The organism is Pseudomonas sp. Marseille-P9899 (genome assembly GCF_903166565.1).
Lineage (GTDB): Bacteria > Pseudomonadota > Gammaproteobacteria > Pseudomonadales > Pseudomonadaceae > Aquipseudomonas > Aquipseudomonas huaxiensis.
Genome location: NZ_CAESCG010000002.1, coordinates 410,560 through 430,996, shown reverse-complemented (window position 1 = coordinate 430,996; position 20,437 = coordinate 410,560). Strand labels below are relative to the sequence as shown.

General features: G+C 60.0%; 21 protein-coding genes. 2 read left to right on the top strand and 19 right to left on the bottom strand.

Annotated elements, in window-relative coordinates; genetic code table 11:
• Positions 1-6: 6 nt before the first annotated feature.
• The 13 genes from HWV67_RS11200 to HWV67_RS11140 all read right to left on the bottom strand — a co-directional run bounded on the left by HWV67_RS11200 (position 7) and on the right by HWV67_RS11140 (position 11,563).
• Positions 7-2,778: a phage tail tape measure protein gene (locus tag HWV67_RS11200; RefSeq protein ID WP_175651271.1), complete on the bottom strand. Its 2,772-nt coding sequence runs from the start codon at positions 2,776-2,778 to the stop codon at positions 7-9.
• A 139-nt stretch (positions 2,779-2,917) separates the two neighbouring features.
• Positions 2,918-3,217, bottom strand: a complete 300-nt coding sequence (locus tag HWV67_RS11195; RefSeq protein ID WP_095154044.1) for a phage tail assembly protein — start codon at positions 3,215-3,217, stop codon at positions 2,918-2,920.
• A 17-nt stretch (positions 3,218-3,234) separates the two neighbouring features.
• A complete protein-coding gene (locus HWV67_RS11190; RefSeq protein ID WP_175651270.1) occupies positions 3,235-3,744 on the bottom strand; it encodes a phage major tail tube protein in 510 nt (169 codons plus the stop codon).
• Positions 3,745-3,756: 12 nt separating this feature from the next.
• Positions 3,757-4,923, bottom strand: a complete 1,167-nt coding sequence (locus HWV67_RS11185) for a phage tail sheath subtilisin-like domain-containing protein (protein ID WP_175651269.1) — start codon at positions 4,921-4,923, stop codon at positions 3,757-3,759.
• A gap of 89 nt (positions 4,924-5,012) precedes the next feature.
• Entirely contained in the window at positions 5,013-5,441 is a 429-nt protein-coding gene (locus HWV67_RS11180) for a phage tail assembly chaperone (protein ID WP_175651268.1), read from the bottom strand.
• Positions 5,442-5,444: 3 nt separating this feature from the next.
• Entirely contained in the window at positions 5,445-6,986 is a 1,542-nt protein-coding gene (locus tag HWV67_RS31660) for a phage tail protein (RefSeq protein WP_256680089.1), read from the bottom strand.
• Positions 6,983-7,588 carry a phage tail protein I gene (locus tag HWV67_RS11170; RefSeq protein ID WP_175651267.1) on the bottom strand — a complete coding sequence of 202 codons (606 nt, stop codon included), beginning with the start codon at positions 7,586-7,588 and terminating at the stop codon, positions 6,983-6,985. The genes HWV67_RS31660 and HWV67_RS11170 overlap by 4 nt, the downstream gene beginning before the upstream one ends.
• A 1-nt stretch (position 7,589) precedes the next feature.
• Positions 7,590-8,471 (bottom strand): baseplate assembly protein, encoded by an 882-nt coding sequence (locus HWV67_RS11165; protein WP_175651266.1) that lies wholly within the window; start codon positions 8,469-8,471, stop codon positions 7,590-7,592.
• Complete coding sequence (locus HWV67_RS11160) at positions 8,468-8,794, bottom strand: GPW/gp25 family protein (protein WP_095154049.1); 327 nt, start codon at positions 8,792-8,794, stop codon at positions 8,468-8,470. Before HWV67_RS11160 ends, HWV67_RS11165 begins: the two co-directional genes overlap by 4 nt.
• 132 nt (positions 8,795-8,926) lie before the next feature.
• Positions 8,927-9,487: a phage baseplate assembly protein V gene (locus HWV67_RS11155; protein ID WP_175651265.1), complete on the bottom strand. Its 561-nt coding sequence runs from the start codon at positions 9,485-9,487 to the stop codon at positions 8,927-8,929.
• A complete protein-coding gene (locus HWV67_RS11150; RefSeq protein WP_175651264.1) occupies positions 9,484-9,996 on the bottom strand; it encodes a hypothetical protein in 513 nt (170 codons plus the stop codon). Before HWV67_RS11150 ends, HWV67_RS11155 begins: the two co-directional genes overlap by 4 nt.
• Positions 9,993-10,349, bottom strand: a complete 357-nt coding sequence (locus tag HWV67_RS11145) for a phage holin family protein (RefSeq protein WP_175651263.1) — start codon at positions 10,347-10,349, stop codon at positions 9,993-9,995. Before HWV67_RS11145 ends, HWV67_RS11150 begins: the two co-directional genes overlap by 4 nt.
• Positions 10,350-10,819: 470 nt before the next feature.
• Complete coding sequence (locus HWV67_RS11140; RefSeq protein WP_095154352.1) at positions 10,820-11,563, bottom strand: LexA family transcriptional regulator; 744 nt, start codon at positions 11,561-11,563, stop codon at positions 10,820-10,822.
• Positions 11,564-11,744: 181 nt separating this feature from the next.
• Between HWV67_RS11140 and mutS the strand changes: the two genes are divergently transcribed.
• Together mutS and fdxA are read left to right on the top strand one after the other, a co-directional pair.
• Positions 11,745-14,318 (top strand): DNA mismatch repair protein MutS, encoded by a 2,574-nt coding sequence (gene mutS, locus HWV67_RS11135; RefSeq protein ID WP_095154053.1) that lies wholly within the window; start codon positions 11,745-11,747, stop codon positions 14,316-14,318.
• A 140-nt stretch (positions 14,319-14,458) separates the two neighbouring features.
• Positions 14,459-14,782 (top strand): ferredoxin FdxA, encoded by a 324-nt coding sequence (gene fdxA / locus HWV67_RS11130; RefSeq protein WP_095154054.1) that lies wholly within the window; start codon positions 14,459-14,461, stop codon positions 14,780-14,782.
• 489 nt (positions 14,783-15,271) lie between these two features.
• Here the strand turns inward: fdxA and rpoS are convergent, their stop codons facing one another.
• The 6 genes from rpoS to ispF form a co-directional block, all read right to left on the bottom strand.
• A complete protein-coding gene (rpoS, locus tag HWV67_RS11125) occupies positions 15,272-16,279 on the bottom strand; it encodes an RNA polymerase sigma factor RpoS (protein ID WP_095154055.1) in 1,008 nt (335 codons plus the stop codon).
• A gap of 107 nt (positions 16,280-16,386) precedes the next feature.
• On the bottom strand, positions 16,387-17,220 hold the full coding sequence (locus HWV67_RS11120) for a peptidoglycan DD-metalloendopeptidase family protein (protein ID WP_175651262.1): 834 nt from the start codon (positions 17,218-17,220) through the stop codon (positions 16,387-16,389).
• 213 nt (positions 17,221-17,433) lie between these two features.
• Complete coding sequence (locus HWV67_RS11115; RefSeq protein ID WP_175651925.1) at positions 17,434-18,072, bottom strand: protein-L-isoaspartate(D-aspartate) O-methyltransferase; 639 nt, start codon at positions 18,070-18,072, stop codon at positions 17,434-17,436.
• Positions 18,073-18,110: 38 nt separating this feature from the next.
• Positions 18,111-18,860: a 5'/3'-nucleotidase SurE gene (gene surE / locus HWV67_RS11110; RefSeq protein ID WP_095154058.1), complete on the bottom strand. Its 750-nt coding sequence runs from the start codon at positions 18,858-18,860 to the stop codon at positions 18,111-18,113.
• Positions 18,848-19,906 carry a tRNA pseudouridine(13) synthase TruD gene (gene truD, locus HWV67_RS11105; RefSeq protein WP_175651261.1) on the bottom strand — a complete coding sequence of 353 codons (1,059 nt, stop codon included), beginning with the start codon at positions 19,904-19,906 and terminating at the stop codon, positions 18,848-18,850. The genes surE and truD overlap by 13 nt, the downstream gene beginning before the upstream one ends.
• On the bottom strand, positions 19,903-20,376 hold the full coding sequence (ispF, locus tag HWV67_RS11100; protein ID WP_175651260.1) for a 2-C-methyl-D-erythritol 2,4-cyclodiphosphate synthase: 474 nt from the start codon (positions 20,374-20,376) through the stop codon (positions 19,903-19,905). Before ispF ends, truD begins: the two co-directional genes overlap by 4 nt.
• Positions 20,377-20,437: the final 61 nt, after the last annotated feature.

Below are 20,437 nucleotides of genomic sequence, written 5' to 3'. Positions count from 1 at the left end.
ACCTGTTCACGGGAGGCGGCTCGCATATTGATATGCCTCCCCGATAACACCGCTGAGAGACAGATTCGATAGGCTCTCCGTAACCGAAGCCCCTTGTGCTCTTGAGTTGCCTGCCTCTTCTTTGCTTCCCCCCCAGAGGCGGCCCAACCAACCACCGAACGCCGCACCTGCGTCACCGCCAAGCGAAGTCCCAACCATCCCTCCTATCGCGGCGCCTACTCCCGGGATAGGGATAAGAATCTGACCGATGGCCGCGCCGATTGCACCTCCTGCCACGGACCCACCCGCACTTCCTGCCGCGGCGCCAATACCTTCGGCCTTTTCTTCAGATGTGTCGGCACTCAGTACGACCTCCAGAGCCGTCATGGCTCCATCGACCAAAGCTTCACCTGGAACACGCTTGAGAGCTGCTTTCAGGTTTCCAAGGGAAAAAGAGCTTCCAAGGTTGAAGCCTCGCGTTGGTGACCGGGCTCCGGAAAACCCCATAACACCGTCGTTTGGGCCGGAGCTGTAGGTGGGGTGAGACCCTCCAGCATTGGAGCCTGGCGATGTCACCGCGCTTGCGCCCCCTCCCATGACGATATCGTTTGCAATGTCTGGGCCGTTGGTGGAATGAGAGCCTCCAACACCGGAGCCTCGCGTTCTCACCGCACTTCCGGAAACACCCACGGCATCATTGCTTGAGATGCCAGAAACGGAGGGGAAATGAGTGCTTCCAACACTGGAGCCTTGCGTTGTCACCGCACTTTCGAGAACACCCGTGGCACCATTGTTTGAAATGCCAGAAACGGAGGGGGAATGAGTGCCTCCAACACTGGAGCCTTGCGTTGTCACCGCACTTCCGGAAACACCCGTGGCACCATTGTTTGAAATGCCAGAAACGGAGGGGGAATGAGTGCCTCCAACACTGGAGCCTTGCGTTGTCACCGCACTTCCGAGAACACCCGTGGCACCATTGTTTGAATTGCCAGAAACGGAGCTTGTCGAGATCGTCTCGACGTTGATCGAGTGAATGCTTTCGCCTCTCTTCCTGGCTTCTCTGGCTTCTCTCTTGGCTTCCCTGGCTTTCTTTTTGTCTTCTTTGTTGCCTGTTCGCTGGCCTTGGCCTTCTTCCCAAGAACCAGCGCGCGACCTCGTAACCTGTGCACCAGCCGCTGCTTTGGATTTGCCCTTTTTATTCGCTGCCGCATTCCCAACCGGGCGCCAAATCATATCGCCCAGGTTGACCACCCTAACATTCACAGTGTTACCGTCTTGGGCCAGGCCGGGAGCCGAACTGCCCATACTTCCCGACTCGGCGCCACCCGCACCACCAATCCCGAGCACATTGAGAGCGAGCTTGGACAGCGAAGAAACAACTGAGCCTCGATCACCTCCTTGAGCTGCTCCCGAGGATTGCTTGTAAAGCCCGAGTCCTACGTCAACGACACCTTTGCCAACCCTGTAAGCACCGGCAGCAGCACCAAGTCCCGACACCACTGCCGCCAGCCCCGAGACCAGAAGCACCACAGGCTGGCATTTGCTCATCAGATCGGTGAGCGCATTGGTAACGGTCGTGAAGCCTTCGGCAGCCGAACCAACAACTGGGAGGAGAATCGCACCATAGCTGCGCTTCAGTTCTTCCAGAGAATTGGAGGCAGCCTGCAACTGATAGCCCGGATCTGCCTTGCGCTGAGCCATATGGTTCTCAAGCGTCTCGGCACCCCTTGCGGAAGTGCCCATGGCCGCAGAATAACCGTTGACGGCCTTTTCAGAGGTGCCCATGGCCAGCTTGAATTGTTCAGCGTTATCTTCAGGTTTGCCAGGCTTCAGGCTGGCAATCACACCTTTGATCTTCTCGTTGACAGCAGCAGAATCTAAGCCTTCGGCAGCCTGCGATTGTGTCATCGCGCCCAATTGCAACGCTGAGTCGACACCCTTGAAGCCTTTGCTGGTCATCTCGGGAATCAGCTTGATGGCAGACGTGGTCATCTCGGCGATACCAAGCTCACCAGCCGCAGCCTGCGCCGCATATCCCCCCAGCACGGACTCCATTTCGGCGCTGGTCCCGACGCCTGATTTCGACAACGCGCCGATCAGATTGACTACATCCTTCTGGTCAACGCCCTGACTGACTGAAAATTTTGCAGCGGCAGGCGCAAGCTCTATTGCTTTATCAAGCTTCAGACCTTGCTCAACCAACTGCCCAACCAGACCGACCGCATCGCCGGCACTTAACTTCGTTTCGCGCGAAATCTCGTTGGCCTTGCTCGTGAGGTTCTTTTTCTCATCGACCCGTTTTTCTGGATCACGAACCCCTGCGCTCAGAACGACTTTGCCCACCGTCTCATCGAACGCAGCAGCGGTCTGCACCGGCTTCATCATCCCGGTCAGACTTGTCTTGGCTTTAGCAAAGAGCTGCTTGCCCTCGGTAATCGATTGCATGCCTTGCTTTTGCTGCTCGATGCCCTCCATCACTCGTCCGAGCGACTGATAGGTGTCACTCAGCCGTGTGACATCAACCTTCTGCTCCCGCAGATTGTCCCTGACCTTGTCCAGCTTGCTCTGTAACTCAATCCCAGCACTGGATCCCTTTTCCTCCACCTGTGCAAGTTGCTGCTCCAAGTCGGAGGCTTCCTGGACGGCCTTTCGCAGAAACGTGGTTCGATTGCCTTGCTGCTCCAACTGTTTGAGGCGATTCTCGACGGTGTTCAAAACGGTGCCAAAGGCTGTGCCGATAGTGGAAACCACCGCACTGCCCACCACCAGAGTCATTTTCCCTCCCAGTTCGCTCGCCATAAGTTCCTCCCTGCGCGCAAACCCGACTCACTCTGTGAGCCACCAGACCATGTCGCTGTACGACATGGTCATGATCTCGGCGGCAGAGAAGTTCAGCTCTTTCGCGAGCCGCTTCGCTGCCGCCTTGTGCCTTGAGGGATCAAAGCTCGTCGTCTTGCACCAAGCGAAAATAGCCGGCCTGCAAACGGCTGTAGTCTTTCAGCGTCAGCCCCTCCAGGTCCTTGGTGCCAACTTCTGCAAGGGAGGCGAACAGGTTCAACTCCCGGGTTTCGTCGTCAGCGCCACCCGACTGCGCGGCACGCAGGTCACGCACGGTGGGGGCGCGCAGCGACAAGCTGTCGACCTGCACGCCATTGGCTTCGGTTGGACGGCTGAGTTTGACCACAACACGGTCAGCACTCACTGTCAGCCAGGCGGGAATTTTCGTTGCTTGCGTCATACGAGCTTGTCCTTATCTCAGAGGCCCAGGGCCGAACGTTGGGCGGCGAGCTGGTCGACGCCGTTGATGACGCGCTTCATGCCCAGCGGGTCGATTTCGTACATCGCACGGCCATCGATTTCGAGCTTGTAGTAGGTCAGGGAAACGACGTGAGCGGTCTCGGGCTTCTCGGACGCTTTCCAGTCGCCCATTTCCACTTCCTTGAGCATGCCGCGCAGGGTGACCACCACAGGGGTGATGGCGCCCTTCAGGCCTTTGAAAGCGCCGCGGAAGGTGCCGTTGAAAGCGGTGCTATCGGCTAGGCCGAAGAACTTCAGCGCTTCGCGGCGGATACCGGTAGTTTTGAAGGTGGCACTCATTGCCTCCATGCCCTGGTCGACCTCGATGGCGGTGTCCATGCCACCGACGCGATGGGTTTCGACCTTGATGGCGAGCTTGGGCAGGGTCAGGCTGCTGACGTCGCCCTGGAAGCTTACGCCGTCGACGAACAGGTTCAGGTTGGCGAGGGTTTGCGGAATCATTGCCATGGGTAGTTCTCCTTAAGCGGCCTGGTCGAGGATTTCGGTCAACCACTGGTTGGTGACCTCGACACGGAAATTGGGGTTTTCAGCAGGTGGGACGTCGGTGAAGCGGATGTTCCAGTACACCTTGCCCTGCTCCAGCTGGCTGGCGGTGTTGAGCTCGGGGTCGGCGTAGACCTCGAAGTTGATGATCGCGCCCTGGGCTTTCAGGTCGCGCATGAAGTTCTCCAGGCCTTCGGTCACGTCCTTGACGTAGGTCGCGGTGATCGAGCGGTCAACCGCCCATTTGTGACCGTAGAGGATCGCGTCCATGACGATGTCCATGGTCCGCACGCGGGTGACGAAGGCCCACTTCGGATCGCTGGACAGGGTGCGGTTGCCCCACAGACGGAAGCCGTCATCACGGATGATGGTGGTGATGTTGGCGTTGTTCAGCAGGTTGGCGCGGCAGGTCTCGTCGCCGTCGAGGAATTCCACTGGGCGGGTGGTGCCAGTGATGCCGACGAATTCCTTGTTCGACGGCGAGGCCCAGAAGCCGTACTCGCTGTCGGTCCAGGCGAACAGGCCGGCAACCCAGGCCGACGCGGGGGCATCGACAGTGGCGTCAGCACCGGTGTCCCAGTACTTCACACCCGGATCGACCAGGAAGGCACGCTTGGCGCCGAAGTTCTCGGCATAGGCCAGGGCGGCCTCGTCGGTGGTGTTCGGACCGTCGATGATGGCCAGGCCGCGCAGCTTGTCGGCCAAGGCAACCAGGGCGGTGCCCACGGCTTGGGTGGCGCTGTGCTTTGGCGTCACCAGCAGGCGTGGCTGGGCGTTGAAACGGCTCTTGCCGTCGAGCAGCGCTTGCAGGCCGGTACGTTTGCCGTCGGCAAGCACGCCACCGATGATCGCCGAAGTCTGCTCGGCGGCGTCGGTCAGCTTGGCCACGCCGCAGGCGACGATGACCGCCTTGGCACGGGCATAGATCGCCTGGCAAGCCTTGGTGATCGCCGCATCGGCGCCGAACGCCGCGATGGCTTCACGCTCGCTGGTGATCAGCACCAGGTCGTTGGCCTTGGCAGTGGCAGTCGGGCCTTCGGTGAAGGTGTCCACCAGGCCGATGATGGAAGAGGAAGGCAGCGCGATGCTGCGCGAACCAGTGTCAACGTTGGTGACGGTAACGCCGTGGAAGAATCCACTCATTGGTATTTCTCCAGATGTGAGAAGGCCCCGTCAGTGCGGGGCCTTTCGGGGGTGTTGCGGGTAAGAAAAAGCCCCGCGGGTGCGGGGCTTCAGTTGATTTGGTCAATTACCCAGGAAGGGGCGACCGGACGTTCCTCGGCCTCCGGGAATGCCTCGGACTGAGGCCAGTCACGCAGTTCCTGGAGATAGGCCAGTAACTGGCTGAATTGCTCATTGCTCAGGGTGGTGGGTGTCTGCAGTTCCTGTTGGTCGCGATGGCGTTCGCGGAGCCATTTGATGCGCTCTAGTTCGGCATCTCTCCAGGCACGCTCTACTGCTGGCAGGTCAGCAACCGTGACGTACGGGTGTTTGGCAATATTGCCTTCATCATCGATCCGCCAGATTCCGTCAGTGTCCTGAATGGTTTGACTCCACAAGTCCTCTGGAACCGTAACGGCATCCTCGGGGATCGCATGAAGACCATCGATCAAGCGCGCTTTCAGCACGCCGTTCTCGTCGAAGGTAATGAATTTTGTCATTTCTCAACTCCCAATCGCGAACCAGCGAGCAGCTACGGACTGATCCGACCTGGCATTCTCGAACGAGACCAAAAGACCGGAGGCGTCATAAACGTTTGATGCAACACCGCTGCTGCGCGGTTCGGATGTTCCTACGTTGCTGGTGGTGACGAACAATGCGCCGGAGGGGAACTGAATGGGGTAGGCGAAATAAGCGGTCGTTTTTCCAACGGTATTGACGAGTTGCTCCGAAGTGACACCCCATTGCAGGATTAATCCGCCCAGCCACTTCGGTAGAACTACATAACCGTTACCGCCAACAAGCATGCGAAAACCCCAGCGCAACTTGAAGGGTGTCACGACGTTGGTATCGGTGCTTCCGACATCAACTTCTGTCTGACTCGCAACTTGACCAACCAACAAAGGCAACCCGTTCCATTTCAGTTTGCCAACAGAGTCCATCACCAGCTTGCCAGCGATGTTCCCTAACCAATGGAAGCCGATTCCCGGCGCAAACATTTCGCGAGTTTCCGTACCCCCGACTTCTCCGGCTTCACGCAAGATTAGTGCACCAGAGGCGTAGGTCCCGGTTGGTGTTCCGGTAGTCGGCGAGGCGAGTACTGGCTGCTGCTGACTAACTACATTGCCAACTGCGAGAGCCTTGTCCTTGTCAGCCTTGCTGTCCGGATTAAAGTTCTTATCAGTCCAAAGCCTACGATATGCTTCAGTTCCCCATTTTGTGTAATGACGAACGTAAAAGTTCTCCTGGCCCTCCAGGCTTCCAATAAAGTCAATGCCTTGCTCGCCTGCACCCCACGCCACATGCATACCAACGCCATAGGTAAGACCAGCAGGACGATCAGTGGTCGCGTCAGTAAGAGTAACGAAGCGAGTATCGGCTACTTCCCTGAGTTTGCCCTGGACCGCATCGGGCCGAGTCAGAAGGCCCCCGGCATATTTAGGCATCGCATCGGTAATGCCATAGCCCGTCAGCGTCGTTGGATTATCACCTGCGATCAGCACACCGCGATTGTTGACCTGAACTTTGGTGTACGTTCCTGCTGGTCGCGTCGGCGGCAGCACGGTCATGATCACGGTTTCGATGTAATCCCGCGTTGCCAATACCACTGAAGGATCAATCTTCAACTGCACATTGGCCGTACTGGTCACGATCAGGTTCAACCGCACCACCTGCGTTTTGCCCGTCCCCTGACTCAGCAGCGGTTTGAAACTCGGCGCACAGTTGGCCACTGCCACCAGATCGCCGGCGGCATCGTAGAGACCAATTTCGCGAATCCACCAACCACCCTCATCCGGCGGAATCACCTGCTCGGCGATGATGATGCTGGCGTTTTTCGGATCGACCGAAAGCTGATTCAGCGGCGCACGACGCCGCTCGTTGATCAGTTTGGTCTGGGTGCGCAACGGCACCGGGTCGGTATTGTTGGCGTCGCCAACGCCCATCTGGGCGAAGGTCCAGGGCACGCCCAAAGCATTCGCGTTGGCCTGTTTGGCCTCCCCCACCGCGGTGAGGATCGCGAAGAACTGGCTGTTCTGGTCAGTCATGAGTAAACGTCCAGGGTTTCGATTTGATGGTCACGGCCGATGAAGCCGTGGTTGCCGCGCACCTCGATGTCTCGAAGGATGGGCGGGTAAATGTCGATGTCGTCGCCTTCGCTCAGGCCCAGAGCAACGCGCAGGTAGCCCTTGGTGTCGAGGGCAATGGCCAATCCGATGAGGTGCCGGCTGACAGGCCGGGCATCGTCGATCAGGGCGGTGAGTTCCTCGTAGGTCTCTTCGCTGATGCCACTGTCGGACACGCCGATCTTCAGCGCGAAGGTCCCCGGCACGCCTTGCGGCACGGTGTTGAACCACTCGGCCACTTCAATCAGGTAACCGAACGGCTCGACCACCCGGCGCAACGCGCTGAGGGTGCCCTTGCGGGCATGTACGTCGAACGAGGAACGGATCACCGCGCGCTTGACCGGATCGGACCAGCTGTCATTCCAGCGATCCACCGACCAGGCCCAGGCCAGTTGGTGCAGCAGGTGCGCCGGGCAGGTGTCGGGGTTGTACAGCACACGCAACGGGATCTCGGGAGCGTCGGTCGATGCAGCCTCGATGGCCCGCTCCAGCAACGTGCTGTTGATAGGCAGGAGGCTAGTCATATCAGCCTCCCAGCTTGAGATCGAAGCCGTCGCACCATGCCGCCTGCGCCTTGCTCGGGCGGATATCGGCCCAGCCCGTCAGCTCGACCCGGGCCACACCGCTGATGTGCAGTTGCGCGTCGATAGCCGAACGCGGCACTTCAACACCCAGACGCCGTCGTGGATTGATCCAGGCCTGCAATCGGCGCCTGCACTCGGCCAGGGTCGCCTCGTTTTCCGGACCGTTGCCGACCATATGCAGCACTGCGTCGATCCGGTACGGCAGGATCTCGGCGCTGCGGACATTCAGGCGATCGGCCACGGGCCGGACATCGTCGGCATTCAAGTACGCCATCACGTCCGCCAGCAATTCCGGACTGGCTACACCATTGCCATCCAGGCTCAACACCGTGACGTCAACCACTGCAGGAGAAGAACTCTCCGCCGTGGCATCGGCCACCAGCCCCGAGGCGTTGCGGGCATGCAGGATGTAGCTGTTGCGCGGCCCGGCGGTGGTCAGTCCCTCGTAGACGAGCTGAATGCGCTCACGCAGGGCGTCGTCTTCCTCGAGGATCTGTTCGGTGGGCGGAATGTTGTCCGGCTTCGCCTCCTGCACGATCAAGCGTTGCAGGCGAACGTTGGCCGCCAACTGATCCAGGTCGCTACCTTGGGCATAAGCCAGCAACAGCGCCTTGGCCGCATCATTGACCCGAGCCCGGTTGAGCAAGGTCCGATAGGCGCCGACTTCCAACAGCTTGGTCACCGGGTCGCTTTCCAACTGTGCGTTCCAGCTCTCGCCCATGTGCGCCTTGAAGGCCGCCAGGTCGCCTTGGAAGATGTCCTCGAAATCCAGATCTTCCAACACCTGCGGCGCGGGCAGCGCCGAGAGTTCGATACCACTCATGCCGTCACCTCCAGGATCTGGCTATCGCCCAGGTATTGTCCGGTGAGTTGCAGGCTCACTTGCCCGTTCACCACCGACAGCACCCGGACCCGCTCCAGTTTCAGGCGTGGTTCCCAGCGCACCAGGGCACGGGCTACTTCCGCCTGTACCGCGCTTTTCCAGCCCTCGTTGACCGGCAGATCGACAAAGCGCCGCAGCTTGCTGCCGTAGTCCGGGCGCATGCGGCGGCTACCCAGCGGCGTGCCGAGGATGTCTTCGATGGACTGCCGCAAATGTGCAATGCCGGATAACGGCTGACCGGTCCGGCGATCCATTCCGATCATCGCGTCACTCCCGTAGATCAGCACTCGACAGGCAGCGGACATACGGAAGGCCGGTGTCGACTGCGATGTTGTGATTCAGGTTCGCCATGGCGTTCTCCTTGGCATAAAAAAGCCCGCGTCGGCGGGCAGGTTTCAGTGCTTGTGGTTCGGCGTGTTGCCGGCGGTGTCGATGATCGCGCCGCCGCCGTGGATATCCCCCGTAACCTGCAGTGCTCCGTTGATCCGCACCGGGCCATTCAAGGTCATGTTGGCGGCGGTCAGTTCGATTGCATCAGGCGTGGCCACCAGCGTGCTGCCGCCGACTTTGAGGGTGAGGGTTCCGCGCGGCAGGTCGATGCTGTAGCTGCTCGCCTGCCAGTCATAAATCAGTGAACCGCCGTCGTCGAAGCGCCAGACTTCGACGTGTTCGCGGTTGTCCGGTTGGTCGCCGGCGTTGCCATAAAGACCGGGAACGAAAGTGCCCTGCGCCGGCTCGCCACTGGGGCTGATGAGCACGCCCTGTTCATTGATGCTCGGCGCACGCCAGTGGCGCGCCTTGCCGGCGGCCTGGCTATGCCAGCGCACCCAGGCGCTGGTCCAGCCGGCGCCATCGGAAACCCGTACCCGGGCTGCGGCCAGGTCCACCGCCACTACCCGGCACGGAATCAACAATGCAGAAATCATCCGGTCATGCATGGAGCTTGCGTAGCTCATGCGAAATCCTCCGGCGCCTTGTAGTCCCCTTCCTTGCCCGGACCACTGTCCGGATCGAAGGCGAACACCAGCGATCCTGGCGGTTGATTCGGCCAGTGCCATTGGGCTTCACCCAAGTGCAGCACCTGCTGCCATTGCAATACCCAGGTTGTCGTCGGCAAATCCGTCGCCTGCGGCAAGGCCTGAAGGGTGTGGGCCTCTTCGACGAAGTCGATGCCCCAGTACTGTTTGCGCAGCACCACCATCAATTGGGCGGCCAGCTCGGCGCTTTCCAGCGCCGCCTGCGGGCGGTGGCCATCGACGGCAATGCGTGCCTCGAAGGTCGCGAGAATGCACGAGTGGCCATCGCCCGGATCGGTGCTCGGCTCCAGGCCGGTGATGGTATGGAACAGCGCGGGCAGTGCCGTGTCCTGCTGCACCGTGGTGTAACTGCTGACGGTCTCTAGCTGCGGCATGGCAGCCTTGATGGTCGCGGTAATGGCCTCATGTAGTCTGCTCAGTTCGCTCACGGTCTCTCCTTACTGTCTTCGCCTGCTTGCCCGCTCGGCTGTTCCAGGCCCAATCGCTTCGCGGCCCAGCGCTCGTAAAGACCGATGGCCACGTCCGCACCACCGACCGCAGTCAGGCAACCAAAGGCACTGGCCGCCCAGATCGAAAGGCCGCTGGCATACAGCAGCATCACCGTCGATACACCGCAGACCATGCAGGCCCCCGAGCGCAGCGCCAGTCGTCTGAACAGCGCTCCGCCGCGGGCACCGGCCCTGTCTGCTCGCCACATCTCACCGGATACCCCGCCCAGCAACGCCAGGACGATCACCAGCCAGATCGGCATTTCCAGCAACGTCTGTTGCTCGCTTGTCACGGTCCTGCCTCCTTTGTTCTTCCCGCACAGCGACGGGCCGGACGGGGATGGGACCGAGTTGTCACTCGGCATTCCAAAAAGCCCGGACATCCAGGCTTTTCAGTAATGCGTTGTTGAAACGTCTGCCACGACTGGTGTGCAGGGCGTCTCCGCTTCAGATTGTTCCTCCGACCGCGGCCACCTGCCCGCCGGATAACTGCTTACGGTGCTTTACGCTGCACACCCGGGTCAGTTGCCAACCCTCTGAACAGTTGAGGCCTGTTCATCGCTGCCTGTCTTTCCGCCGGTGTCTGACCGGCTTGAGACAAACTTTATGCATGGATGCATATACAGTCAATGCATTTTTGGAAATATTTGCATTGGTGGATTTGCATTTGCGCATCAAAGCCCCGCCTGTATTGGTCGCGAAGGGTTTTCGACAGGCGAAAAAAAACCCGCCGAAGCGGGTTTTGGATGATGCCGGGGAGGGTTCAGCGGGCGTACATGCCCCACCAGAACACATGACCGAGGATGGCGATCTGCTCTTCCTGCATCTGCTGGAAGCTGTAGTCCTCGTCAGGATGCTCGTCGCGGTTGAAGCTGCGCAGGCGGATACCGGTGGGCAAGCGGTAAAGCTGCTTCACCCGCAACTGGCCGTTGTGATTGATCGCATAAAGGTCGCCGTCGACGATATCGCCGATGGAGCTCTTGCCGGTGTTGACCCCCACCGTGGCGCCATCGCGCAATACCGGCAGCATGCTGTTGCCACGCACCGTCACGCACTTGGCATGATCGAACTGCACGCCGTTGTGACGCAGGCTGCGCTTGCCGAAACGCAAACGCGCGCGCTCGCTTTCTTCGATGACGAATCTTCCTGATCCTGCTGCCAACTCGACCTCACGAAGAAAAGGAACGGAAACCTCGTCGTCCTCGACGGGGGTTTCATCGTCCCACAGGCTGATATCGCGCAATTCGGCATGATCGACAGACAGGCCCGGCTCGCGGCTGTCGCCCAGGTCGACACGACCGCGTAGCTGGTCAGTGCTCACACCGAAATATTCGGCGATTTTCGACACATGCTTGTCCGAAGGATCGACGATCTTCTCGCCGAGAATCCGCGACAGGGTGGACTGGGGCACGCCGGTCCGCCGGTGCAACTCCGTGGCGGAGATCCCGTGGCGGTCCAGCAGTGATTTCAGGACGGTGGCTACATTGCGCTTTTGCATGGAACGCATATTGCCGAGGGTCAACAGGAAAAGCAATGCGAATATGCATTGGTCATTTGACTTGCGAAGATATGCACGCCCTTGCGCCTGCGAGAATTTGACATACCCCCGTCTCAGCGTCGCAGGAGAAATCCCTGTAGTATTAGCGCCCTTCACTACCTTCCAAAAGACACCCGCTGTAAGGCCTTGAATGTCTGATCTCTCCGCACACACCCCGATGATGCAGCAATACTGGAAGCTGAAAAATCAGCATCCCGAACAGCTGATGTTCTACCGCATGGGCGACTTCTACGAGATCTTCTACGAAGACGCGAAGAAAGCCGCAAAACTCCTGGATATCACCCTGACCGCCCGCGGTCAGTCGGCCGGGCAGTCGATTCCCATGTGTGGCATCCCCTTCCACTCGCTCGAAGGCTATCTGGCCAAGCTGGTGAAGCTGGGTGAGTCGGTGGTGATCTGCGAGCAGATCGGCGACCCGGCCACCAGCAAGGGCCCGGTGGAACGCCAAGTGGTGCGGATCATCACGCCCGGAACGATCAGTGATGAAGCCCTGCTGGACGAGCGCCGCGACAACCTGATCGCCGCTGTTCTCGGCGATGAGCGACTGTTTGGCCTGGCGGTGCTGGATATCACCAGCGGTAACTTCACGGTGCAAGAGCTCAAAGGCTGGGAAAACCTGCTGGCCGAGCTGGAGCGGATCAACCCGGTGGAGCTGCTGATCCCGGACGATTGGCCGCAAGGTCTGCCCGCCGAGAAACGCCGTGGCTCACGCCGCCGCGCTCCGTGGGACTTCGACCGTGATTCAGCCCGCAAAAGCCTTTGCCAGCAGTTCTCGACCCAAGACCTTAAAGGCTTCGGTTGCGACAAGTTGACCCTGGCGATCGGTGCCGCCGGCTGCCTGCTGGGCTACGCCAAGGAAACCCAGCGCACCGCCCTGCCCCACCTGCGCAGCCTGAAGCATGAGCGCCTGGATGACACCGTCATCCTCGATGGTGCCAGCCGGCGCAACCTGGAGCTGGACGTCAACCTCGCCGGTGGACGCGACAACACCCTGCAATCGGTGATCGATCGCTGCCAGACAGCCATGGGTAGCCGTCTGCTGACCCGTTGGCTGAACCGGCCGCTGCGCGACCTTAAAGTCCTGCAAGCACGCCAAGGTTCGATTCGCTGCCTGCTCGACAGCTATCGCTTCGAACGCCTGCAACCTCAGTTGAAAGACATCGGCGATATCGAGCGGATTCTCGCCCGTATCGGCCTGCGCAACGCTCGACCGCGCGACCTGGCACGCCTGCGTGATGCACTCGGCGCCCTGCCCGAGCTGCAGAACGCCATGGCCGAGCTGGAAGCGCCGCATCTGGCCCGCTTGGCAGCCATCGCCGGGACTTATCCGGAACTGGCCGACCTGCTGGAAAAAGCCATCATCGACAACCCGCCAGCCGTCATCCGCGACGGCGGCGTGCTGAAGACCGGCTACGACAGCGAACTGGACGAACTGCTGTCGATCAGTGAGAACGCCGGCCAGTTCCTGATCGACTTGGAAGCCCGGGAAAAGGCCCGCACCGGCCTTGCCAACCTCAAGGTCGGCTATAACCGCGTCCACGGTTACTTCATCGAACTGCCCAGCAAACAGGCCGAGCAAGCGCCGGCGGACTATATCCGTCGCCAGACTCTCAAGGGCGCCGAGCGCTTTATCACGCCTGAGTTGAAGGTCTTCGAAGACAAGGCGCTGTCGGCGAAGAGCCGCGCCCTGGCCCGCGAGAAGATGCTCTATGACGCGCTGCTGGAAACGCTGATCAGCCATCTCGCACCGCTGCAGGACACCGCCGCGGCCCTGGCCGAGCTGGACGTGCTGAGCAACATGGCCGAGCGCGCCCTGACCCTGGACCTGAATTGTCCGACCTTCGTGGACGAGCCGTGCATGAAGATCGACCAGGGACGCCACCCGGTGGTCGAACAGGTGCTGACCAGCCCCTTCGTGGCCAACGACCTGTCCCTGGATGACAGCACCCGCATGCTGATCATCACCGGCCCGAACATGGGCGGTAAGTCCACCTACATGCGCCAGACCGCATTGATCGTGCTGCTGGCCCATATTGGTAGCTACGTGCCCGCAGCCGGCTGTCAACTGTCCCTGGTGGACCGCATCTTCACCCGCATCGGTTCCAGCGATGACCTGGCCGGCGGCCGTTCCACCTTCATGGTGGAAATGAGCGAAACCGCCAATATTCTGCACAACGCCACCGAACGCAGCCTGGTGCTGATGGACGAAGTGGGTCGTGGCACCAGCACCTTCGACGGTCTGTCGCTGGCGTGGGCCGCCGCCGAGCGACTGGCTCAACTGCGCGCTTACACGCTGTTCGCCACGCACTACTTCGAGCTGACCGTGTTGCCGGAAAGCGAGCCGCTGGTGGCCAACGTGCACTTGAACGCCACCGAGCACAACGAACGTATTGTCTTCCTGCATCACGTGCTGCCGGGCCCTGCCAGCCAGAGCTATGGCCTGGCGGTGGCGCAGTTGGCGGGCGTACCGTCCGTGGTGATTCAACGAGCCCGCGAGCACCTCGGCCGTCTGGAGACTTCCAGCCTGCCCCATGACGTGCCGAAGGCGGTCTCCAGCCCAAGCGCGCCACAAGTCCCGCACCAGAGCGACATGTTCGCCAGCCTGCCGCATCCGGCGATTGAACGGATCGGCAAACTCGACATGGACAACATGACGCCGCGCCAAGCTATCGAAATGCTCTATGAACTGAAGACTCTGTTATAACGCGCGGCCTTACAAGCTGTTAGAATCCCGCGCGGTTTGGCGGAGCGGCGAGTTATTAGCCTGGCTCGCCGCCAACCTACCAAACCGAGCGGCCCTGACTGGAAGGGCACCGCTGCCGTCGCCTGAGGAGAGAATTAGAAATGACCTTCGTCGTCACCGACAACTGCATCAAGTGCAAGTACACCGACTGCGTAGAAGTCTGTCCGGTGGACTGCTTCTACGAAGGCCCGAACTTCCTGGTCATTCACCCGGATGAGTGCATCGATTGTGCGCTGTGCGAGCCTGAATGCCCCGCCCAAGCCATCTTCTCGGAAGATGAAGTTCCTGATGACATGCAGGAGTTCATCGAGCTGAACGCCGAGCTGGCGGAAATCTGGCCGAACATCACCGAAAAGAAAGACGCTCTGGCGGAAGCCGAAGAGTTCGACGGCGTCAAAGGCAAGATCAAGGATCTGGAGCGCTGAGTCCCAGACTTGCGCCCCGATCAACAAAAAAGGCCCTAACGGGCCTTTTTTCATTTTTCGCAGACAAAAAAAGGGGCGGTTTGACCCGCCCACATTTTTTTCCGTAGTCCCTGTATTCCCTATCATCATCCTGATGAATCGCGTCTTGCGATGTCCTTGGTCTTCATCCGTTGAAAACCTGTGTCAGTCCGTAGACACAGGTCAAATATTAACGTTTGCCGCCGCCGCCGCAACTGGCAATGGCTCTCAAAAAAAGACACATGGGTTGTCGAATCATTCTTATAAATTCTTATTTTTCAATGATTTATAAAAAACTCAGACCATATTGAACGTAAAATTTACCCCTATTTACTGCAAAGGCTTACATGCGATGTAAGTGATGACTTACACAAAAACACTCAGCTCTGACGGAACTCACTCAGGCAGCCGCATAAACAAGAACGCCCCGATCAGGTCGGGGCGTTCTGTGGGCAAGGCGGATCGTTTTAATTATTGAAACAGCGACTCGCTGGACAGGCCATTCTTCTCCAGGATCTCACGCAAGCGCTTGAGCCCTTCGACCTGAATCTGACGCACCCGCTCACGGGTCAGGCCAATCTCCAGCCCTACATCTTCCAGGGTGCTGCTCTCATGACCGCGCAGACCGAAACGGCGAATCACCACCTCACGCTGCTTGTCAGTCAGCTCGCTTAGCCACTGATCGATGCTCTGGGACAGATCATCGTCCTGCAACAGCTCGCAAGGATCCGTTGGACGATCATCTGTCAGGGTGTCGAGCAGTGTCTTGTCCGAATCCGGACCCAGCGATACATCCACCGAGGAAACCCGCTCGTTGAGCCCAAGCATCCGCTTGACCTCGGCAACCGGCTTCTCGAGCAGATTGGCGATCTCTTCCGGGGAAGGCTCGTGGTCGAGTTTCTGGGTCAGCTCGCGCGCGGCGCGCAGATAGACGTTCAGTTCCTTGACCACATGGATGGGCAGGCGAATGGTCCGCGTCTGGTTCATGATCGCGCGTTCGATGGTCTGCCGGATCCACCAGGTGGCATAGGTGGAGAAACGGAAGCCGCGCTCTGGATCGAACTTCTCGACCGCACGGATCAGACCGAGGTTGCCCTCTTCGATCAGGTCGAGCAGGGAAAGCCCCCTGTTGACGTAGCGCCGGGCGATCTTCACCACCAGACGCAGGTTGCTCTCGATCATCCGCTTGCGTCCCGCCGGGTCGCCGCTTTGCGACAGGCGCGCAAAGTGGACTTCCTCTTCAGGTGTAAGCAGAGGAGAGAAACCGATTTCATTCAGATATAACTGGGTCGCATCAAGTGCTCGGGTGTAATCGATGTACTTGTGCTGTTTGAGCGAAGAGCCTTGTTTGGCCCTTGTCCGAACCGAAGATACAGCAGGTTCGTCTGACACCACATCCGTTTCCAAAACGATGCCGGTCTCCATGAGGAGAACCTCATCGTCGATGTCAAACTCCGGCACTTCTTTACTGAGAGCCATTGTTATAGTCCTTTGCTGAGTTCGAACTCAGACTCGAGCGTACCTTATCCATGGCATCGCTAGAGCCTGTCCCCATTACGCTAAGGAACAGGCCGGGTACCAACCAATCAGCGGTTTGGCAGGAACTGCAAGGGGTCTACCGGTTTGCCCAATCGGCGAATCTCAAAGTGAAGTTTCACCCGATCTGTGCCAGTGGACCCCATTTCGGCAATTGTCTGCCCGACCTTGACCTGCTGTCCCTCCCGAACCAAAAGCCTGCGGTTATGACCGTAGGCACTAACGTAGGTTTCATTGTGCTTGATGATTACGAGTTCACCGTAGCCCCGCAAGCCACTACCGGCGTACACCACCGAACCATCAGACGCTGCAAAAACAGGCTGTCCCAAATCCCCGGCGATATCAATGCCTTTATTCAAACTACCGTTTGAAGCAAATTTTCCAATCAACACGCCGTTTGCCGGCCACGCCCAACCGCCACTGGAACGCTCTGCGGCGGGCACCTGCGTGGGCGCTGTGGAAGGTGTGATGATCGGGGCCGTCGCGGCCGTACCTGTCGATTTCACCGGCGGCGGGGTGCCGGCGGGACGCCGTGTCACTGTGGTTTTGCTCGACGGCGACGTTGACGAAACGACCCGTGAAGAGGTGGAACCGGGTTCGTCGAAACGGATCGTTTGGCCAGGACGGATGGTGTAGGGCTGCGCGATGCTGTTGCGGGCGGCCAGGGCCTTGTAGTCCCAGCCGTAGCGGAAGGCAATGGAGAACAACGTGTCCCCGGGACGTACGACATATTGCCCGGAAGTGACCGCAGGACGTTTGGCGGCTGCACTGTTGCGATCGACCACGCGTGCGCTGCTGGAAGAAGAAGGGGTGCGGGAGCACCCTGTCACCAGCGTGCCAAAGGCAAGTGCAACCACCAGAAGCCTGATGCTTGAAAGACCCATACGCTGCCCAATGACTGTTTGACTCCCCCGCCGCTCCCTTAAATGGTGTCGAGTTTGAAAATGCAATAACGTTGCAATTATAACCAGGCATGAGCGTCTTGCGCGCTCTGAACAGGTGCAAAACGTGAACCGTTGCAGACTCAGGTTTACAGTGCCCGCCTCATAGACCCGACGTCGACCCGAGAATTCGCCGCTTCTGAAAATAAAGACCGGTCAGGACAGGGTTCCGTTGAGCAGCGGAACGAAGCGCACGGCGCCGAGCACACGCCGGGAGAATCCATGTTCCTCGCGTACGATGAGCAGTAGCTGCTGGGCCTCGCCGACGGCGCCCACGGGGATCACCATGCGTCCGCCTGGTGCCAATTGATCCAGCAGCGCTTGAGGCACTTCCGGTGCTACCGCAGTGACGATGATCCCGTTGTACGGAGCCAATGCCGGCCAGCCTTCGCTGCCGTCGCCCCAACGAAACACCACATTACGCAGGTTCAGTTCGGTCAGACGCTCCTTGGCGCGATCCTGCAGCACCTTGATGCGCTCCACCGAGAACACCCGCTCCACCAACTGCGCCAGCACGGCAGTCTGGTAGCCGGAGCCGGTGCCGATTTCCAGCACCTTGTCCAAAGGCCCCGCCTCAAGCAGCACTTCGCTCATGTGAGCGACCATGAAAGGCTGTGAAATGGTCTGGTTATGGCCGATCGGCAAGGCGGTGTCTTCATAGGCGCGATGCGCCAGCGCTTCATCGACGAACAAATGCCGCGGCGTAAGACGCAGTACATCCAGCACCCGGGGATTGGACACCCCTTCCTCGCACAGGCGCTGGATCAGCCGCTCGCGGGTTCGCTGGGAGGTCATGCCGATACCGCGGCGCATCATGTCGCCCTGATCACGCATCAAAGCACGCCCTCCAACCATCCATCCATGCGCTCGAAGGCATCATGGAAGGTGCGGTCCAGTTGCAGTGGCGTGATCGACACATAGCCCTGCATGACCGCATGGAAGTCCGTGCCCGGACCACCGTCCTCGGCATCACCGGCCACCGCAATCCAGTAACCTTCCTTGCCACGCGGATTGACCTCCTTGATCGGAGCTGCAGCCCGCGCGCGGTGCCCCAGTCGGGTCAGCTGGATGCCGCGAATGCGATCGAGCGGCAGGTTCGGGATATTGACGTTTAGCACCGTCCGCGGCGGCAGTTCCAGGCGCTGTTGCGCCTCCACCAGCTTGCGCGCGATGTAGGCAGCAGTCGGCAGGTTGTCGGGCAGGCGCGACAGCAGCGAGAACGCGAACGAGGTGCCCCCCAGGAAACGCCCTTCCAGTGCTGCAGCGACAGTGCCTGAATACAGCACATCATCACCCAGGTTGGCGCCGAGGTTGATCCCCGAAACGACCATATCCGGCACGCGATCAAGCAGGCCATTCAGGCCCAGGTGAACGCAGTCGGTCGGTGTGCCGTTGATGCTGATAAAGCCGTTGGGCAGGGTTTGCGGGTGCAGCGGACGATCGAGGGTCAGCGAGCTGCTGGCGCCACTCTTGTCTTGATCCGGGGCGACCACCACACACTCGGCGTAATCCGCCAGCGCATCGTGGAGCGCGGCGAGTCCGGGTGCGATGACCCCGTCGTCATTGGAAATCAGAATACGCATGGGCTGTCCGTCTGCCCTACCGGGACCAGGTCAATGAGTTCGCGCACCACGACGGTGGCGAAACATCCGGCCGGCAGGATGAATTCCAGTTGCAGGGTATCAGGCTCTGGATAATGCCACGTCAGACGCCCAATGGGCAGTCGCAGAATGCGTCGTTCCTGCTTCAGCGCGGCATTGCCAAGCCATTCGCACAGGGCTGCTTCCTGGCTGGCGACACGCTGTTCGATGGCGCCGCCCAAGCCCTGCGTCGCGGGTAACCCTTCACCCCACAACGGCCCGGTGGGATGCAAGTCGAGAATGGCCAATCGTGGATCGCTACATTCCGGCTCGCCTGCCGGAAAGAAGCTACGGCTATCAGTGAATGCCAGAAGATCGCCAACCTGGGCACGCTGCCAGCTACCGTCGCTCACACGCTCGGCCAGCACCCGGTTGAACAGATAGCTGCGAGCACTGGAAAGCACCCGGGAACGCAGGTTGCGCTGCTCCGGCAGGGCCTTGCGTTCGGCCCAATGGCGCGCCTCTTCGACGTTGCCACCCTGATGCCCGAAACGCTGGGTGCCAAAGTAGTTGGGAACACCCTCGGCTTTCAGTTGTTCGAGACGAGCATCCAGCGCCGCGTGATCCGCCTGCAGCCGAGTCAGTCGCAAGGTGAAACCGTTGGCCGAATGCGCGCCACGCTGCAACTTGCGCGAATGACGAGTGCGCTTGAGGATGCGCAGGGTTTCGTTTTCTGCGGCGCTCAGGTCCGGATCGGCCTTGCCTGGCAAATGCAGGCTGAACCACTGACGGGTCAGGGCCTGGCGGTCCTTCAGCCCGGCGTAGCTGATGGTCTTCAGTGGAACGCCAGCGGCGCGGGCCAGACGGCGGGCGGCCTCTTCGGTGTTGAGGTCGCGTTTCTCGACCCACAGCCAAAGGTGCTCACCCTCTCCCGACAGCGGGATGTCGAGCACTTCATCGACCTGGAAGTCTTCCGCAACAGCCTTGAGCACTGCGCTACCCAGTGCCGGCCCGCTGGCGCGCGGACCGAGAAGATCGAGTTCGTTCATGCGGGCAGCAACAACGCGACGGCATGCACGGCAATGCCTTCTTCACGCCCGGTAAAGCCGAGTTTTTCGGTGGTGGTGGCCTTGACGTTGACCTGGTCGAGCTCGACCTGCAGGTCTTCGGCGATCAGCGCACGCATGTGTTCGATGTGCGGCGCCATCTTCGGTGCCTGGGCAACGATGGTTGCGTCGACGTTGCCGACCTTCCAGCCCTTGGCCTGAACGATGCCAACCACATGACGCAACAGAACACGACTGTCGGCGCCCTTGAACTGCGGGTCGGTATCAGGGAAGTGGCGGCCGATATCACCCAGCGCAGCAGCGCCAAGCAAGGCATCGCTCAGGGCATGCAACAGCACGTCGCCATCGGAATGGGCGAGCAGCCCGAACTTGTGCGGGATCCGCACGCCTCCCAAGGTGATGAAGTCGCCGTCCGCGAAGCGGTGCACATCGTAGCCGTGGCCAATACGCATAAAAAAACGCCCTGATTGAGTCAGGGCGTGATTCTACCTACTTTGCCGGGCCTTGGGCTTG

Bases quoted from the DNA above. Each gene is read 5' to 3' on its own strand.
- HWV67_RS11155 (WP_175651265.1), bottom strand. From the start codon at position 9,487: ATGAGCTACGCAAGCTCCATGCATGACCGGATGATTTCTGCATTGTTG.
- HWV67_RS11115 (WP_175651925.1), bottom strand. From the start codon at position 18,072: ATGACCTCCCAGCGAACCCGCGAGCGGCTGATCCAGCGCCTGTGCGAG.
- HWV67_RS11190 (WP_175651270.1), bottom strand. From the start codon at position 3,744: ATGGCAATGATTCCGCAAACCCTCGCCAACCTGAACCTGTTCGTCGAC.
- HWV67_RS31660 (WP_256680089.1), bottom strand. From the start codon at position 6,986: ATGACTGACCAGAACAGCCAGTTCTTCGCGATCCTCACCGCGGTGGGG.
- HWV67_RS11120 (WP_175651262.1), bottom strand. From the start codon at position 17,220: ATGGGTCTTTCAAGCATCAGGCTTCTGGTGGTTGCACTTGCCTTTGGC.
- HWV67_RS11200 (WP_175651271.1), bottom strand. From the start codon at position 2,778: ATGGCGAGCGAACTGGGAGGGAAAATGACTCTGGTGGTGGGCAGTGCG.
- HWV67_RS11185 (WP_175651269.1), bottom strand. From the start codon at position 4,923: ATGAGTGGATTCTTCCACGGCGTTACCGTCACCAACGTTGACACTGGT.
- ispF (WP_175651260.1), bottom strand. From the start codon at position 20,376: ATGCGTATTGGCCACGGCTACGATGTGCACCGCTTCGCGGACGGCGAC.
- HWV67_RS11180 (WP_175651268.1), bottom strand. From the start codon at position 5,441: ATGACAAAATTCATTACCTTCGACGAGAACGGCGTGCTGAAAGCGCGC.
- mutS (WP_095154053.1), top strand. From the start codon at position 11,745: ATGTCTGATCTCTCCGCACACACCCCGATGATGCAGCAATACTGGAAG.
- fdxA (WP_095154054.1), top strand. From the start codon at position 14,459: ATGACCTTCGTCGTCACCGACAACTGCATCAAGTGCAAGTACACCGAC.
- truD (WP_175651261.1), bottom strand. From the start codon at position 19,906: ATGAACGAACTCGATCTTCTCGGTCCGCGCGCCAGCGGGCCGGCACTG.
- HWV67_RS11165 (WP_175651266.1), bottom strand. From the start codon at position 8,471: ATGAGTGGTATCGAACTCTCGGCGCTGCCCGCGCCGCAGGTGTTGGAA.
- surE (WP_095154058.1), bottom strand. From the start codon at position 18,860: ATGCGTATTCTGATTTCCAATGACGACGGGGTCATCGCACCCGGACTC.
- HWV67_RS11160 (WP_095154049.1), bottom strand. From the start codon at position 8,794: ATGATCGGAATGGATCGCCGGACCGGTCAGCCGTTATCCGGCATTGCA.
- HWV67_RS11170 (WP_175651267.1), bottom strand. From the start codon at position 7,588: ATGACTAGCCTCCTGCCTATCAACAGCACGTTGCTGGAGCGGGCCATC.
- HWV67_RS11140 (WP_095154352.1), bottom strand. From the start codon at position 11,563: ATGCGTTCCATGCAAAAGCGCAATGTAGCCACCGTCCTGAAATCACTG.
- HWV67_RS11195 (WP_095154044.1), bottom strand. From the start codon at position 3,217: ATGACGCAAGCAACGAAAATTCCCGCCTGGCTGACAGTGAGTGCTGAC.
- rpoS (WP_095154055.1), bottom strand. From the start codon at position 16,279: ATGGCTCTCAGTAAAGAAGTGCCGGAGTTTGACATCGACGATGAGGTT.